Source organism: Paenibacillus gallinarum (assembly GCF_014836635.1).
Taxonomy (GTDB): Bacteria; Bacillota; Bacilli; order Paenibacillales; family Paenibacillaceae; genus Paenibacillus; species Paenibacillus gallinarum.
Genome location: NZ_JACSQL010000010.1, coordinates 1 through 15187 on the forward strand (window position 1 = coordinate 1; position 15187 = coordinate 15187).

13 protein-coding genes, 1 rRNA gene and 1 riboswitch are annotated in these 15187 nt (G+C 44.2%); all 14 genes read left to right on the forward strand.

Annotated features, from left to right (window positions below; translation table 11 throughout):
* Positions 1-86 (forward strand): 5S ribosomal RNA (gene rrf, locus H9647_RS18445); the annotation flags it as partial.
* A gap of 268 nt (positions 87-354) precedes the next feature.
* Positions 355-1353, forward strand: coding sequence for a ketoacyl-ACP synthase III (locus H9647_RS18450; RefSeq protein ID WP_191803072.1), 999 nt, complete (start codon positions 355-357; stop codon positions 1351-1353).
* Between the two features lie 169 nt (positions 1354-1522).
* Positions 1523-3664 (forward strand): DNA topoisomerase III, encoded by a 2142-nt coding sequence (locus H9647_RS18455; protein WP_191802727.1) that lies wholly within the window; start codon positions 1523-1525, stop codon positions 3662-3664.
* Positions 3665-3757: 93 nt separating this feature from the next.
* A complete protein-coding gene (locus H9647_RS18460; protein ID WP_191802729.1) occupies positions 3758-3895 on the forward strand; it encodes a hypothetical protein in 138 nt (45 codons plus the stop codon).
* A gap of 265 nt (positions 3896-4160) precedes the next feature.
* Positions 4161-4409: a DUF1294 domain-containing protein gene (locus tag H9647_RS18465; protein WP_225229403.1), complete on the forward strand. Its 249-nt coding sequence runs from the start codon at positions 4161-4163 to the stop codon at positions 4407-4409.
* A 64-nt stretch (positions 4410-4473) separates the two neighbouring features.
* Positions 4474-4908 carry a universal stress protein gene (locus H9647_RS18470; RefSeq protein ID WP_191802733.1) on the forward strand — a complete coding sequence of 145 codons (435 nt, stop codon included), beginning with the start codon at positions 4474-4476 and terminating at the stop codon, positions 4906-4908.
* Positions 4909-5149: 241 nt separating this feature from the next.
* Positions 5150-5251, forward strand: a riboswitch (purine riboswitch).
* 164 nt (positions 5252-5415) lie between these two features.
* A complete protein-coding gene (purE, locus tag H9647_RS18475) occupies positions 5416-5901 on the forward strand; it encodes a 5-(carboxyamino)imidazole ribonucleotide mutase (protein ID WP_191802735.1) in 486 nt (161 codons plus the stop codon).
* Positions 5898-7112 (forward strand): 5-(carboxyamino)imidazole ribonucleotide synthase, encoded by a 1215-nt coding sequence (purK, locus tag H9647_RS18480; protein WP_191802737.1) that lies wholly within the window; start codon positions 5898-5900, stop codon positions 7110-7112. Before purE ends, purK begins: the two co-directional genes overlap by 4 nt.
* On the forward strand, positions 7109-8404 hold the full coding sequence (purB, locus tag H9647_RS18485; protein ID WP_191802739.1) for an adenylosuccinate lyase: 1296 nt from the start codon (positions 7109-7111) through the stop codon (positions 8402-8404). The genes purK and purB overlap by 4 nt, the downstream gene beginning before the upstream one ends.
* Positions 8405-8551: 147 nt before the next feature.
* Positions 8552-9421, forward strand: coding sequence for a phosphoribosylaminoimidazolesuccinocarboxamide synthase (locus tag H9647_RS18490; RefSeq protein WP_191802741.1), 870 nt, complete (start codon positions 8552-8554; stop codon positions 9419-9421).
* 566 nt (positions 9422-9987) lie between these two features.
* Positions 9988-10233 carry a phosphoribosylformylglycinamidine synthase subunit PurS gene (purS, locus tag H9647_RS18495; protein ID WP_191802743.1) on the forward strand — a complete coding sequence of 82 codons (246 nt, stop codon included), beginning with the start codon at positions 9988-9990 and terminating at the stop codon, positions 10231-10233.
* A gap of 3 nt (positions 10234-10236) precedes the next feature.
* On the forward strand, positions 10237-10926 hold the full coding sequence (gene purQ, locus H9647_RS18500; protein ID WP_191802745.1) for a phosphoribosylformylglycinamidine synthase subunit PurQ: 690 nt from the start codon (positions 10237-10239) through the stop codon (positions 10924-10926).
* A complete protein-coding gene (gene purL / locus H9647_RS18505; RefSeq protein WP_191802747.1) occupies positions 10904-13147 on the forward strand; it encodes a phosphoribosylformylglycinamidine synthase subunit PurL in 2244 nt (747 codons plus the stop codon). Before purQ ends, purL begins: the two co-directional genes overlap by 23 nt.
* A complete protein-coding gene (purF, locus tag H9647_RS18510) occupies positions 13132-14613 on the forward strand; it encodes an amidophosphoribosyltransferase (protein WP_191802749.1) in 1482 nt (493 codons plus the stop codon). The genes purL and purF overlap by 16 nt, the downstream gene beginning before the upstream one ends.
* Positions 14614-15187: the final 574 nt, after the last annotated feature.

Genomic DNA, 15187 nt, shown 5'->3' on the forward strand with positions numbered 1-15187 from the left:
TACCCATCCCGAACACGACCGTTAAGCCCTCCAGCGCCGATGGTACTTGGACCGCAGGGTCCTGGGAGAGTAGGACGTCGCCAAGCAATAGATAAAGACACTGCCATTAGGTAGTGTCTTTTTTGTCTTTTCTTTTATCTATATTCTAATATTGAATCGGTTTTATTTTACTTGTATTTCCTTTTCACCCTATTTATACTTGATAAGACTGACTTAGACGGGGCAAATTCATCTATATCCTCTTAGCTGTTTTGCGTTGGAGGGTAATGATGTTTTCTTCTAATAATAAAAATTAGTACCAGGTACTAGTATCTAGTGTTATAATACTTATATAAAATATGGGAAGGTGATCGTATCGTATATTCTAAAGCACAAATTACTGCAATAGGTACCTATGTTCCGGAGAAGGTGCTGACCAATACAGATCTAGAGAAGATTGTAGATACTAATGATGAGTGGATTGTTCAGCGTACAGGGATGCGGGAGAGACGTATTGCTGGGGAAAATGAATACGTATCAGACCTGAGTTGCAAAGCAATTGAAGATATGGTGAAGCGATATCATATTGATGTTAGTGATGTAGATATGATTCTTGTAGCTACGAGTACAGCAGAATATACCTTCCCTAGTGTTGCAGCAAGGATACAGCATTATTTTAATATAGCTCAGACAGGAACAATGGATGTAAGCGCTGCTTGTGCAGGTTTCGTCTATGGATTACAGCTGGCAGATAGCCTGATTACGAGTGGAATGTATCATAAAGTTCTCGTTGTTGGCGCTGAAACTTTGTCTAAGATTACAGATTATACGGATCGATCCACCTGCATTTTATTTGGAGATGGAGCAGGCGCTGTTCTTGTTGAGAGAAGTGAAGATAAACCTGGTTTCTTGGGATCTATTTCTGGAACTCAGGGTAGTGGAGGAATTCACTTATATAAAACGGCTTTAGGAGAACAAATGGAGGGGCAAGAACTTCAGAAAGATGGCTATCTCGTGCAAAATGGCCGTGAAGTTTATAAATGGGCAGTGCGTAATGTGCCTGAAAAAACAAAAGAGCTGATACGTAAATCGGGTCTAACTTCATCTGATATTCAGTGGTTTGTCCCTCATAGTGCGAATCTTCGTATGATTGAGTCTATTTGTGAAAAAGGCCCCGTACCTATGGAACGTACTTTAACTAGTGTAGAATATCGAGGAAATACTTCTGCGGCCTCTATTCCTCTTGCAATCCAGCTTGCTTTAGATGAAGGTCGTGTGAAATATAATGATACAATGCTTTTGTTTGGTTTTGGAGGAGGACTAACGTATGCAGGAAGTATTATACGTTGGGGAGTCCCTAATATAGAGAAGTAGAGAAGTTGTTCAAAAAGATCTCATCTGGCTGCAATGAGCTAGGAGGTCTTTTTTTGTTGTGGATATAAAAATGAAGTGAAAAGAGTACAGGGAATCTGTAAATACTCCAGCATTTTCTCTACGCTTTACGTGAATGTTATAATAGAAGTATTGCAGAAAGGGGAGAGTTATGAAAGTACTCGTATTAGCAGAAAAACCCTCGGTAGCACGTGAGATTGCACGCGTCATGGGAAGCCGTGAAAAACATAAAAGTTATTTTGAAGGACCGCAGTATGTGGTAACTTGGGCCCTTGGGCATTTGGTTGGTCTTGCAGAGCCTGAGGATTATGATCGTAAGTATGCGACATGGAATTTAGAAGATTTGCCGATTTTACCGAAACAAACCAAGCTTAAGGTACTTCGGGAGACAAATCATCAATATAAAGCAGTAGCGCAGCTCATGAAAAGATCGGATATTAAAGAACTGATTATTGCTACAGATGCGGCGAGAGAAGGGGAACTGCTTGCTCGCTGGATCATTCAAATGGCACATTGTAAGAAACCTTTTAAACGTCTATGGATCTCTTCTCAAACGGATAAAGCGATAAAACAAGGTTTTGCTAGTCTGAAGCCTGGGCATCAGTTTGATCGATTATATGAATCTGCTCGTTGCCGTGCGGAAGCGGACTGGATGGTAGGACTCAATGTAACTAGAGCTCTTACCGTGAAGTATGGAGCTCAGCTATCTGCTGGCCGGGTCCAAACACCAACCCTTGGCATGATTATGGACCGTGAAAAAGAAATTATGAATTTCCGCTCAGAAGAATATGATACCATTGCAACGGATTTCGGGAATTTCCAGGCAATGTGGCGCGCAGCTCAAGGGGATTCACGTATTTTTGACAAGACACGGACAGAAGAGCTAAAACAGAAACTAGATGGAGCCTCTGCGAAAGTCGTTCAGGTGAAGAAAAGTGAAAAGGTGGAACCTCATCCCCTTGCCTATGATCTTACAGAACTGCAGCGAGATGCGAATAAAAGATATGGTTTCTCGGCAAAAGAGACCTCTAACTTGCTTCAACGTTTGTATGAACAGCATAAACTGGTTACTTATCCTCGAACCGATAGCAGATATTTGACGAGTGATATGACAGATACGCTCAAAGAACGACTGGAAAGTGTAGCGGTTGGACCTTACAGCGCGCTGGCCCGTCCGTTATTACGTAAGTCGCTTCCTATTACGAAACGTATTGTAGACGACGGTAAAGTGACAGATCACCATGCGATTATTCCAACAGAGCAAACGGTCATTTTAAATGCACTCTCTACCGATGAGCGAAAGCTATATGATCTCATTGTGAGAAGATTCATTAGTTTATTTTATGGTCCGGCAAGGTATGATGCAGTGCAGGTGAAGTTAGAGGTAGAGAAAGAAATACTTGCGGTAAAAGGGACTACGGTAAAAGATCACGGCTGGAGAGAAGTTTATGGGGCAGAGGGATATGAGGACGATACAGATGCAGAAGATGAGTCCCACGAAGGTAAATCAGGCGGACAGCAACTTCCAGAACTTCGTGAAGGTGAAACTTTTAAAATACAGCGCTGCATTGTGAAACCAGGCAGAACACTTCCGCCAAAACGTTATAATGAAGCTGCTTTACTAGGTCAAATGGAGAAGCATGGTCTCGGTACTCCAGCTACTCGTGCAGATATTATTGAGAAGCTGGTTAGTTCAGATACGATTGAACGTCAAGGAAATTCACTGCATCCTACTGGTAAAGGTAAACAGCTGATCGAGCTAGCTGCTCCTCAGCTCCGTACGCCGGAATTAACTGCGAAATGGGAAGCTGAACTAGAACGGATAGCCAAAGGACAAGGACAGCCGGAACCATTTTTAGATGGAATTCGTACCATGGCTGGCGAGCTTGTCCGTAGTGTAAAAAATAGCACAGTGGAATACAAACCGCATAATGTTTCTAATAGTCATTGCCCAGACTGCGGAACACGGTTATTAGAGAAGAAATCGAAACGTGGAAAATTCCTCGTGTGCCCTTCAAATGACTGTGGTTATAAGCGTTCTGCGGAAAAAAGGCTTTCAAATCGCCGCTGTCCTCAGTGTCATAAAAAAATGGAACTTAAAGAAGGAAAAGCAGGACTGTATGTACAGTGCCTTCCTTGTGGGATCACGGAGACACTGGATAAAGATAAAAAGCATGTGAATAAGCGTGAACAGCAGAAACTGGTGAAGCAATTTGAGAAAAAAGAATCCATCGGTTCTAATCTGGGTGATTTGCTGAAAGCTGCGATGGAACAGAAAAAAGAAGGGAAATAGGAAAGCTTTTTCTTTTCTTTGGCAACATGTAAATATTCCTTCGCATAATGGAACTAGAGGATGGCACCTTATACTTCAGGGGGTGATCCACGAATGCCACATCATAAGCCGCTTAAAACTAAAAATCAGCAAAACAAGTCAAGTATACTCGAAGAAAGTAAGACGCTTCGTCCGGCAAAGGCTGCCCAATATCCGCCGAGTTTAAACGAAATTCCAAAACAGGAGTCGTAAACGGCAGATATTGTTTTATAAATACCTTGTATGAACATAGAAGTAAACAGCAGCGCCTAACCTAAGGCGCTGTTTTTCTTATCATGAGATTGTGCATAAAAATATCAAAGTTTCGTTACAATAAGATGAGAAGTGTTAACCTTTGTGATCCCTTAATGCAGTGATTGTATTCATTGCCTACATGTTCCAGCTAGCGGTATAATAGGAGGGAACAATGTAGTTAACAAGGCTCATTGAAAGGGGCGATCGGGTGAGAGAGGGAATCATGGTATGGTTTGTTTTTATTAACGTGGTGGCCTACCTGGTGATGTCCGAAGATAAGAGAAGGGCCCAGAAAAGAAGAGACAGGGTGCCGGAAAAGACACTATTTCTACTTTCCGCAATTGGTGGCTCGCTTGGCATTCTCATTGCGATGTACCGTAAACGCCATAAAACAAAGCATGCCAGTTTTACCATTGGTATTCCAATTCTTTTGTTTATAAACGCTGTACTGTATGGGTACTTTCTTAGCTAAAATGGATAATGATTCATTCTCATGAATTTGGTTAAAAACTACATACAGAAAGGTGGAGGTCCTCATGTCATTTTCCAAAATATTATTAGCTTATGATGGCTCACCGGTATCAAATAAAGCACTTGAAAAGGCAGTAGAGTTAGCGGAAATGTCAGAGAATTCAGTACTTGATGTCGTACATGTGTATGATTTTCCAAGAGTGTTTATTGGTGAGGGGCTTGCTCCGATCCCGCCTTCCGTCAACAATGAAGTGTATCAACTTGCGGAACAAACGGTAGAAGAAGCCAAACAACGACTGGCAGCTGCAGGATCCAATGCTCGAGTGGAACTCATTCAAGGCTCCCCAGTAGATGTGATTATTGAATATATTAAACAAAATGATATTGATTTGATTGTTATCGGCAGTCGTGGGCTCAGCGGAATTCGTGAGTTTATGCTCGGAAGTGTCAGCCACCGCGTTGCACAGGAAGTAAGTATTCCGGTTCTTATCGTAAAATAAGCAAACGTCTACAAAATACTTTGAAAAAGTAAATTCTATACAAATAAATGCATAAAACCAGCATCTATCATTCATTGTGGTAGTTACTGGTTTTTTTATTTTATCTAGACGCAATATTTCCGAACAATATAATTATTGACCTATAGATTGTTCGTCTTTAAGTTGACATCTAGTATAGGGGATTGGTAAACTATGAAAGGTAAAGTACGTAAACGTAAACGTAAATGAAAATGTGAATTTTATCAAAACCATATAAATGACTCGTATAACGCCGGGGATATGGCCCGGAAGTATCTACCTGGAGACCGAAAATTTCCGGACTACGAGGGTATCTGTACTTTTATAGTTAGGAAACTGCAGTTAATGACTGATGTTTTTCCATGCTTATAAAGGGGAATACAGGTATCTTCTATAAACTGTCCGGAATCCGTGAATTAATATTCTTCTCAAGGATTTCGGTTTTTATTTTTAATAGAGTTTGGATCAAGGGACAAGGGAGAGGATTGGATGTCAGTGCAAGTCGGTGTTATTATGGGAAGCAAATCAGATTGGGAAACCATGTCGCATGCATGTGAAGTACTCGAGGAACTTGGCCTTTCTTATGAGAAAAAAGTAGTATCTGCTCATCGTACGCCAGATCTTATGTTTGAATATGCAGAGTCTGCCTATGAACGAGGAATCAAGGTCATTATTGCCGGAGCTGGAGGTGCTGCGCACTTACCTGGGATGGTAGCATCCAAAACGGTAGTGCCTGTCATTGGTGTTCCTGTACAGACGAAAGCTTTAAATGGTCTGGATTCTCTGCTATCCATCGTGCAAATGCCGGGCGGCATTCCTGTTGCTACCGTAGCGATCGGAAAAGCGGGTGCAATAAACGCTGGACTACTGGCAGCACAGATGATCGGCTCCTTTGATCCTGAGATTGCAAAACGTGTAACAGAAAGAAGAGATCGGATTCGCACTGAAGTCCTGGAAAGCAGTGACACTTTATGAGTCAAAACACGACTAGCAGGATAGCGCCTGAACTGAACGTGATTGATTCAGAGAGAAAGATACTTAAACCAGGTTCAGTTATAGGGGTACTGGGCGGTGGACAGCTTGGACGTATGATGACTCTATCAGGAGCTGCGATGGGATACCGGTTCATTACTTTAGATCCGACCGATGCATCTCCCTGTGGTCAGATTGCGGAGCAGATTGTTGCTGATTACAGTAATCAGGATGCGGCTCGTGAGCTTGCAAGACGATGTGATGTCATCACATACGAATTCGAAAATGTGGATGCAGAGGTCGCAGCTCTTTTAGAAAAAGAATCTTATGTCCCTCAAGGAAGTAAGCTGTTATACACCACACAGCACAGACTGAGAGAGAAACAAGCCATAGAAGCTGCGGGTGTTCCTGTTGCTCCTTACCGAGAAGTGAAGAGTGCGGCAGACATGGAAGAGGCAGTGGAAGCGCTTGGTGTACCTTGTGTACTTAAGACAGTCACTGGCGGGTATGATGGAAAAGGTCAGCGGGTGATTCGTGAGAAAGAGGCAGCACTTCGCGCATATGAGGAACTTGGCGGTTCTTCAGTGGAACTCGTTCTTGAGCAGTTTATTCCTTTTACTTGTGAAATCTCTGTCGTTGCAGCGCGTAATCCGCAAGGGGAAATCAAAACATTTCCACCGGCAGAAAACATACATGTAAACAATATTCTTCATACCTCTATCGTACCTGCAAGAGTATCTTCCGAACTTCAGCTCGAAGCACAGCATCTTGCTTCACAGCTTGCTGAATCCTTACAGGTTGTGGGACTGCTGGCTGTAGAGTTGTTTGTCACAGAGGATGGGAAACTTTACGTTAATGAATTGGCTCCTCGTCCTCATAACTCGGGTCACTATACGATGGAAGCTTGTACGACAACTCAGTTCGAGCAGCATGTAAGAGCGATCTGTGGTTTACCTCTCGCAGATACAACATTGCTAAGTCCTGTTGTTATGGTCAATGTACTTGGCGAACATATGGAAGAAGTAGTAGATCGTTTTTCTGGATCCGACCTGGAAGCAGAAGAACTGGGTATTGCGGCTAAACTTCATTTGTATGGAAAAGCGGAAGCGAAAACAGGACGTAAAATGGGACATATTAATCTCTTATGCCATGATGTGCAGCATGCACTGATGTGGATTGAGAAAACGAATATTTGGAGGAATCAAAATTCATGATTGAACGTTATAGCAGACCCGAAATGAGGGCTATCTGGACGGAAGAGAATAAATTTCAAGCTTGGTTAGAAGTTGAACTATGTGCTTGCGAAGCATGGGTAGAACTTGGCGTTATTCCTAAAGAAGATGCTGAGTTACTCCGAAAAAATGCTAGCTTTGATATTGATCGGATCTATGAAATTGAGAAAGAAACGCGCCATGACGTTATTGCTTTTACTCGTACGGTATCGGAGAGTTTAGGCGAAGAGCGTAAATGGGTACATTACGGTCTGACTTCTACTGACGTAGTGGATACAGCGAATGGTTATCTGCTTCGTCAAGCCAATGAAATTTTGGAGAAGGATATCTTGAATTTCATTGAAATCTTGAAAGATAAAGCGATCGAATACAAACATACCCCAATGATGGGACGTACGCATGGTGTACACGCAGAGCCGACTACATTTGGTCTGAAAATGGCACTTTGGTACGAGGAAATGAAACGGAATTTGGAGCGTTTCCGCCGTGCAGCTGACAATGTGCAGTTTGGTAAAATTTCGGGTGCTGTTGGAACCTATGCCAATATCGATCCTTTTGTCGAAGAATTTGTATGTAAGAAACTCGGCACAAAGGCAGCTCCGATCTCTACACAAACATTGCAGCGTGACCGTCACGCGGAATACATGGCTACTCTCGCTCTAATCGCAACTTCACTCGATAAATTTGCAACAGAAGTGCGTGCGCTTCAGAAGAGTGAATTCCGTGAAGTCGAAGAAGCTTTTGCTAAAGGTCAAAAAGGTTCATCTGCCATGCCGCATAAACGTAACCCTATTGGCAGCGAAAATATCTCTGGTCTGTCCCGCGTTATTCGCGGACATATGCTGACTGCTTACGAGAATGTAACGCTCTGGCATGAGCGCGATATCTCTCACTCTTCTGCTGAGCGTGTCATCCTACCAGATGCTACGATGCTGCTGAATTATATGTTGAACCGTTTCGGTAACATCATTAAGAACCTGACGGTATTCCCAGAGAATATGAAACGCAACATGGCAAGAACATATGGTGTTCCTTTCTCCGGCCGCATTATGACGAAACTGATCGACAAAGGTTTCAGCCGTGAGCAAGCATATGATACGGTTCAGCCACGAGCGATGGAAGCATGGGAAACACAGCGTCAGTTCCGTGAGATTGTAGAATCTACACCAGAGATTACCGAAGTGCTGAGTGCAGAAGAAATTGAAGATGCATTCAACCCAGCATGGCACCTGAAGCATGTAGATACGATTTTTGCGAAGCTCGGACTGAACTAGAAACAAGATAGCATGTACTAGCCTTACCATGATATGAATTGATATTTGTTCTTTAGTAACAGATTCATGATCTGCCTTTGACGCTTCTAAAGGGAATGTGAAGGCAGATCCATTTTCTAAATATGAAGTTGTGGAGTGATTCAGGCTATGACACTATCATCCGCGGTAGAGCTCGTTAATGCACCGCTGTTATATAAAGGAAAAGTTCGTGAATTATATGATATTGGCGAACATTATCTGATTGTTGTAACGGACCGTATTTCCGCTTTTGATTATGTACTTGAGCCGGCTGTTCCTGAGAAAGGGAACGTTCTTAACCGCCTAAGTGCATTCTGGTTCGAGCAGACAAAAGGATGGATGGAGAACCACGTTGTTCATACGGATGTAGAATTGCTTGGTGATGTGGTCAAGAACAAAGAGCAGTTAAAAGATCGCATCATGGTGACCCGCAAAGCGGAACGTATTGATATCGAGTGTGTCGTTCGCGGCTATATTACAGGCGGCGGCTGGAGACAATACGAAGCTTCAGGAACCGTTAACGGGATTCAGCTTCCGCAAGGACTGCGTAAGAATTCCAAGCTGGAACAGCCGATTTTTACACCTGCTGCCAAGAATGATGTCGGTCATGACGAAGATATCTCAATGGCTCAGATGGAAGAGATGGTTGGAAAAGAGTTGGCTCAGGAACTGGAAGCAAAAAGCCTTGAACTTTATGCATATGCAAGAGATTATTGCGAGAAGCGCGGCATTATTTTAGCAGACTGTAAGTTTGAATTCGGTATGGTAGATGGGAAGGTCATTCTCATTGATGAGATTTTCACACCGGATGCTTCAAGATTCTGGGCTAAAGAAAATTATGCGCTAGATGTAGAGATTGACAGTATGGACAAAGAACCTGTAAGAACCTACCTTTCTACTACCGATTGGGATAAAAATAGTCAGCCTGATCCTCTTCCGCAGCAAGTGGTGGAAGCAACATCAGCCCGCTATACAGATATTATGAACCGATTGATATAGGGGGGTCTCATATTCAACTCCCTCTCTCCAGTTGGCTTCGCCAAAAGTCGTTCGGGATTTGAATATTTCGACCTAGCAGGGAAGAGAACAGATTAAGGGCAAGAGCAGAAAGCTAAGGGCAAGGGCAGAGGACAATAATATCAAGGGCAATAGCAATGGTTAGCCAATAAAAAGCAAGCCGAAAACGAGTCCAGATGAACAGTCGTTCAAGAAGCAACTTTAAAGATAGTGAAGTGAAAGAAAAGCAACAAAATAAAGTCCTAAGTGTAGATAGAAGGATGTAACTCAGCAAACAACGGCAAAACGCGCTATTATACTTCATCCCATAAATTATTAAGTTGAGAAGTTTTTAATCCCATATCTAATAGATGTAATGAATGAGGGACAAGGCATGTCCTGAAATAATGATAGATTCATAAAAAGATAGAGTCTTAAAGATGCTAGATTCAAAAATAGTAGAACGTAATAATGCTAGATTCAACAATTTAATATCATCACAGTAATTCGCAAGCCTGTAACGACTAATACCAAAATCTTTTACCATTCCTTAGGAGGAACTTCCGATTATGATAAAAGCTACTGTATACGTGACGATCAAACAAAGCGTGCTAGACCCGCAAGGTGTTGCTGTGCAAGGTGCACTTCATTCCATGGGTTTTGCAGAAGTGGACAGTGTACGAATTGGGAAATACCTTGAGCTCACTTTAGATACAAGTGATAAAAAGGAAGCAGAAGAACGCGTAAAAGTGATGTGTGAAAAGCTGCTCGCGAACACGGTTGTAGAAGACTATCGCTTTGAGTTGGAGGGTTAATCCATGAAATTTGCAGTTCTCGTGTTTCCGGGTTCCAACTGTGATATCGACTGCTTCAAAGCAGTAGAAGAAACGGTAGGGCAAACAGTCGATTATGTATGGCATACGGCGACGGATTTGTCAGCTTATGATTGCATCATCGTTCCTGGTGGTTTCTCTTACGGCGATTATCTCAGATGCGGAGCGATTTCTCGTTTTGCTCCCGTCATGAATGAAGTAGCTAAAGCAGCAGAGCAAGGCAAATATATCATCGGAATCTGCAACGGATTCCAAATCTTAACGGAAGCGGGTCTCCTACCAGGTGCGCTGCTTCGCAACGAAGGTATGAAGTTCATTTGTCATGATTCGGTACTTAAAGTGGAAAACAACAACACTCCGTTCACTCGCGAATATGAGGCAGGCGAAGAAATCGTCATTCCGATCGCACACGGAGAAGGCAACTATTACTGTGATGAAGAGACACTGGCTGAGATTACTGCAAATAGCCAGATCGTCTTTACTTATAAAAATAATCCAAACGGATCTTTAAATAACATCGCCGGTGTCAGCAACAAAGCCGGTAACGTCGTTGGCATGATGCCTCATCCGGAACGTGCCGTAAACGAAGTGCTTGGAACAACGGATGGCAAACGTATGTTTACTTCGATTTTGAATGCCTGGAGGGATCAACATGACGCAGCAAGTATCCGTTAAAGAACCAACCGCAGCACAGGTTGCGGAGCATAAACTTTATCAGCAAATGGGCGTTTCGGACAGTGAATATGATCTAATCGTATCCTTTATGGGTCGTCAGCCTAACTATACAGAGATAGGCGTATTCAGTGTAATGTGGTCTGAGCACTGTGCATACAAGAACTCAAAACCTTTGCTTCGCCGCTTCCCAACTACGGGAGAACGTGTTCTGATGGGACCAGGGGAAGGTGCCGGAATCGTTGACATCGGTGATAATCAAGCGGTTGTATTTAAAATCGAAAGTCATAACCATCCATCAGCAGTTGAACCTTTCCAAGGTGCAGCAACAGGTGTGGGCGGGATTATCCGCGATATTTTCTCGATGGGTGCAAGACCAATTGCAACACTGAATTCCTTGCGTTTTGGTAAGCTCGAAAGCGACCGTGTTAAGTATTTGTTCGAACATGTTGTCTCGGGTATTGCGGGTTATGGTAACTGTATCGGAATTCCGACCGTTGGCGGCGAAGTGATGTTCGACGAAAGCTACGACGGTAATCCGCTTGTTAACGCAATGTGTGTTGGACTGATCGATCATGATAAAATCCAGCGCGGTGTAGCAAAAGGGGTAGGCAATCCTGTGTTTTACGTGGGACCTCCGACAGGCCGTGATGGTATTCACGGAGCAACATTCGCTTCCGTTGAACTTACAGAAGAATCCGAATCGAATCGTACGGCAGTTCAAGTTGGTGATCCATTCATGGAAAAACTCGTTATGGAATCTTGTCTCGAACTGATCAACTCCGGCATCGTGCTAGGTATTCAGGATATGGGCGCAGCAGGACTTACATGCTCTAGTGCGGAGATGGCAAGTAAAGCAGGAAATGGCCTGGAACTATACCTTGACCAAGTACCACAGCGTGAAGAAGGCATGACTCCTTATGAAATGATGCTGTCTGAATCTCAAGAGCGGATGCTTTTCGTTGTTGAACCAAAAGATGAAGCGCAAGCGCTGGAAATCTTCGAACGTTGGGGCGTTATCTGTGCCAAAGTTGGTAAAGTAACCGATGATGGAAGACTCAAACTGTATCATCACGGCGAGGTTGTTGGCGACATGCCAGTTAACGCACTTGTTGACGAATGTCCGGTGTATAACAAACCTTCAACTGTTCCCGAGTATTACATTGAAAATGGAAAAATTGACACGTTGCGTTATGAAGAAGTGTCGGATCTTACAGGCGCTCTTAAAACGGTACTGTCCTCTCCGACAGTGTCCAGTAAAGCGTGGGTATACAACCAATATGATTACATGGTTCGGACAAGTACAGCCGTTCGTCCAGGTTCCGATGCAGCCGTAGTAACCGTGCACGGAACACGCAAAGGGCTTGCTATGACGACAGATTGTAACGGACGTTACGTATATCTCGACCCAGAAGTAGGCGGCAAAATTGCAGTCAGCGAAGCTGCTCGTAACATCGTTTGCTCTGGAGCAGAACCACTGGCAATTACAGATAACCTGAACTTTGGTTCTCCTGAGAAACCAGAAATTTTCTGGCAAATGGAAAAATCAGTAGACGGTATGGCAGAAGCTTGTAACGTACTTGGAACGCCGGTTATCGGCGGTAATGTAAGTATGTATAACGAAAATGCCAAAGGAGCAATCTATCCAACTCCGGTTGTGGGTATGGTGGGTCTCGTACATGATACAGATCATATTACGACACAAGGTTTCAAAAACGAAGGAGATGTTATTCTCCTGCTCGGAGATACTTTTGCTGAACTTGGCGGCAGTGAATTCCAGTATGCGGTTCATGGTGTGACCGAAGGACGTCCGCCGAAACTGGATCTGGCTACGGAGAAAGCACTTCTAGATGCAGTACTTGGTGCGATCCAAAAAGGACTTGTCGAATCTGCGCATGACTTATCTGAGGGCGGTCTAGCTGTTGCTCTAGCTGAAAGTTGTATCAGCGGCGGTAAAGGTGCTCAGGTAAGTATGACAACAGAGCTTCGTAAAGATCATGCTTTGTTTAGTGAAAGCCAGTCTCGTATCTTGCTGACAGCATCGAAAGAAAATGCAGAAGCTTTAGAAGCATTTGTGAAAAATAACGGAGTTCCTGTACAAGTGATCGGACAAGTAACAGGCAGCAATCTAACAGTGGAGTTGAACGGTACATCAGCTGTGGACGAATCGGTAGCGGTTCTGAAGCAGGTCTGGGAGGATGTTATTCCATGTCTGATGAAGTAAGCGTTCCGAAGTTCTGGACAGGTGACTATTACAACGAAGGTTCGGGTAAAGAAGGACTTTTCGATAAATTGAAAGAGGAATGCGGGGTTTTCGGGGTGTACAGACACCCTGAAGCCGCCTCTTTATCCTATTACGGACTTCACGCCCTTCAGCATCGTGGAGAAGAAAGTGCCGGTATGTGCGTTAGTGACGGCAATGAGTTCCATTACCACCGCGGGATGGGACTTGTAAAAGAAGTATTCACAAAAGACCTTATGGCTACTTTGACTGGAGATATCTCCATAGGTCATGTGCGCTATTCCACTAGTGGAGACAGTAAACTGACGAATGCACAGCCGCTTGTATTTAAATACCGTGATGGTGATCTTGCTGTTGCGACAAACGGTAATATCGTGAATGCGCCCGAAATCCGTAAGGAATTGGAGCAAAGCGGTTCGATTTTTCAAACAACCAGCGACACGGAAGTCATTGCTCACCTGATTGCACGGTCATCGAAGGATTTAGTTGAGGCAGCAAAAGATGCCTTCCGCCGAATAGTGGGGGGATATGCTTTTCTGATTATGACGAACGACCGTCTGCTCGTAGCATCTGATCCGCATGGTCTTCGTCCGCTCACGATGGGTAAACTCGGAGATGCTTATATTTTTGCTTCTGAGACTTGTGCATTGGAGACGATTGGTGCGGAACTGATTCGTGATATTGAGCCTGGTGAGATGCTGATCTTGGATGAGAACGGACTTCATGAAGATCGTTTCGAGGAACAAAAGCACCGGAAAGCACTTTGTGCAATGGAGTATATCTACTTTGCTCGTCCAGATAGTGATATGAATGGTTCCAATCAGCACGCAGCAAGAAAACGGATGGGCAGCCGAATGGCGCTTGAATCCTTTGTCGACGCCGATGTGGTGACGGGGGTACCTGACTCTAGTATATCCGCAGCGATTGGATATGCAGAGCAAACGGGCATTCCGTATGAGCTTGGAATGATTAAGAACAAATATACAGGTCGTACATTTATTCAGCCAAGTCAGGAACTGCGTGAGCAGGGCGTGAAGATGAAGCTGAGTGCCGTACGCCGGGTAGTAGAAGGCAAACGTGTTGTTATGATTGATGATTCGATCGTGCGGGGAACTACATCACGCCGAATCGTAAATATGCTGCGTGATGCAGGAGCAACAGAGGTGCATGTACGGATTACCTCACCTCCGTTTAAAAATCCTTGTTTCTACGGAATCGACACGCCAAATCGGGATGAACTCATTGCTTCTTCCAGATCGGTTGAAGAGATTTGTAGAGAAATTAATGCCGATTCCTTGTCTTTCCTTAGTCCTGAGGGCCTGATTGCTTCGATTCAAGGCAATCATCAAGATGAATATAAAGGCGGCTTATGCCTTGCCTGTTTTGATAATGATTATCCGACGACCCTGAGTTTCAAAGAAGGGGCGAAGGCCGGCTGCGGTTGCTAAGCTAAGCAGCATCATAGAAAGCTCCATGGAGAGTTGACCTACCTTTGCGAAGCAAATAGGGATGATCTCTCAAGGAGTTGTAAATTGCTTCACCACTTACGAATGGGGTGAAGTAAGCGCGCAGCGCGAGGGCACTAGCTAAGCCGAGAATCCCCACATTTGCCGCAGGCAAACAGGGAGATTCGGCAGAGCAACGCGCACAGCGCGAAAGAACTTGTGCAGCAATGGAAGCCGCCGCATTTGCCAACGGCAAACAGGTGGACTTCCTTGCGGAGCCCCGCGCGAAGCGCATGCACTTAGCGAAGCTGAGAATCCCCGTATTTACCGCAGGTAAACAGGGAGATTCGGCGAAGCGCAGCTCTTGGCGAAGCCGAGAATCCCTGCATTTGCCGCAGGCGAACAGGGAGATTCGGCGGAGCTACGCGCGTAGCGCGAAAGAACTTGCGCAGCTAAGGAAGCCGCCACATTTGCCAACGGCAAACAGGTGGACTTCCTTGCGGAACTACACGCGCACAGCGTGAAGGCACTTGCACTTATGCTCGATGAGCCAAATGTAAGCCGGTCTGAAAGACCA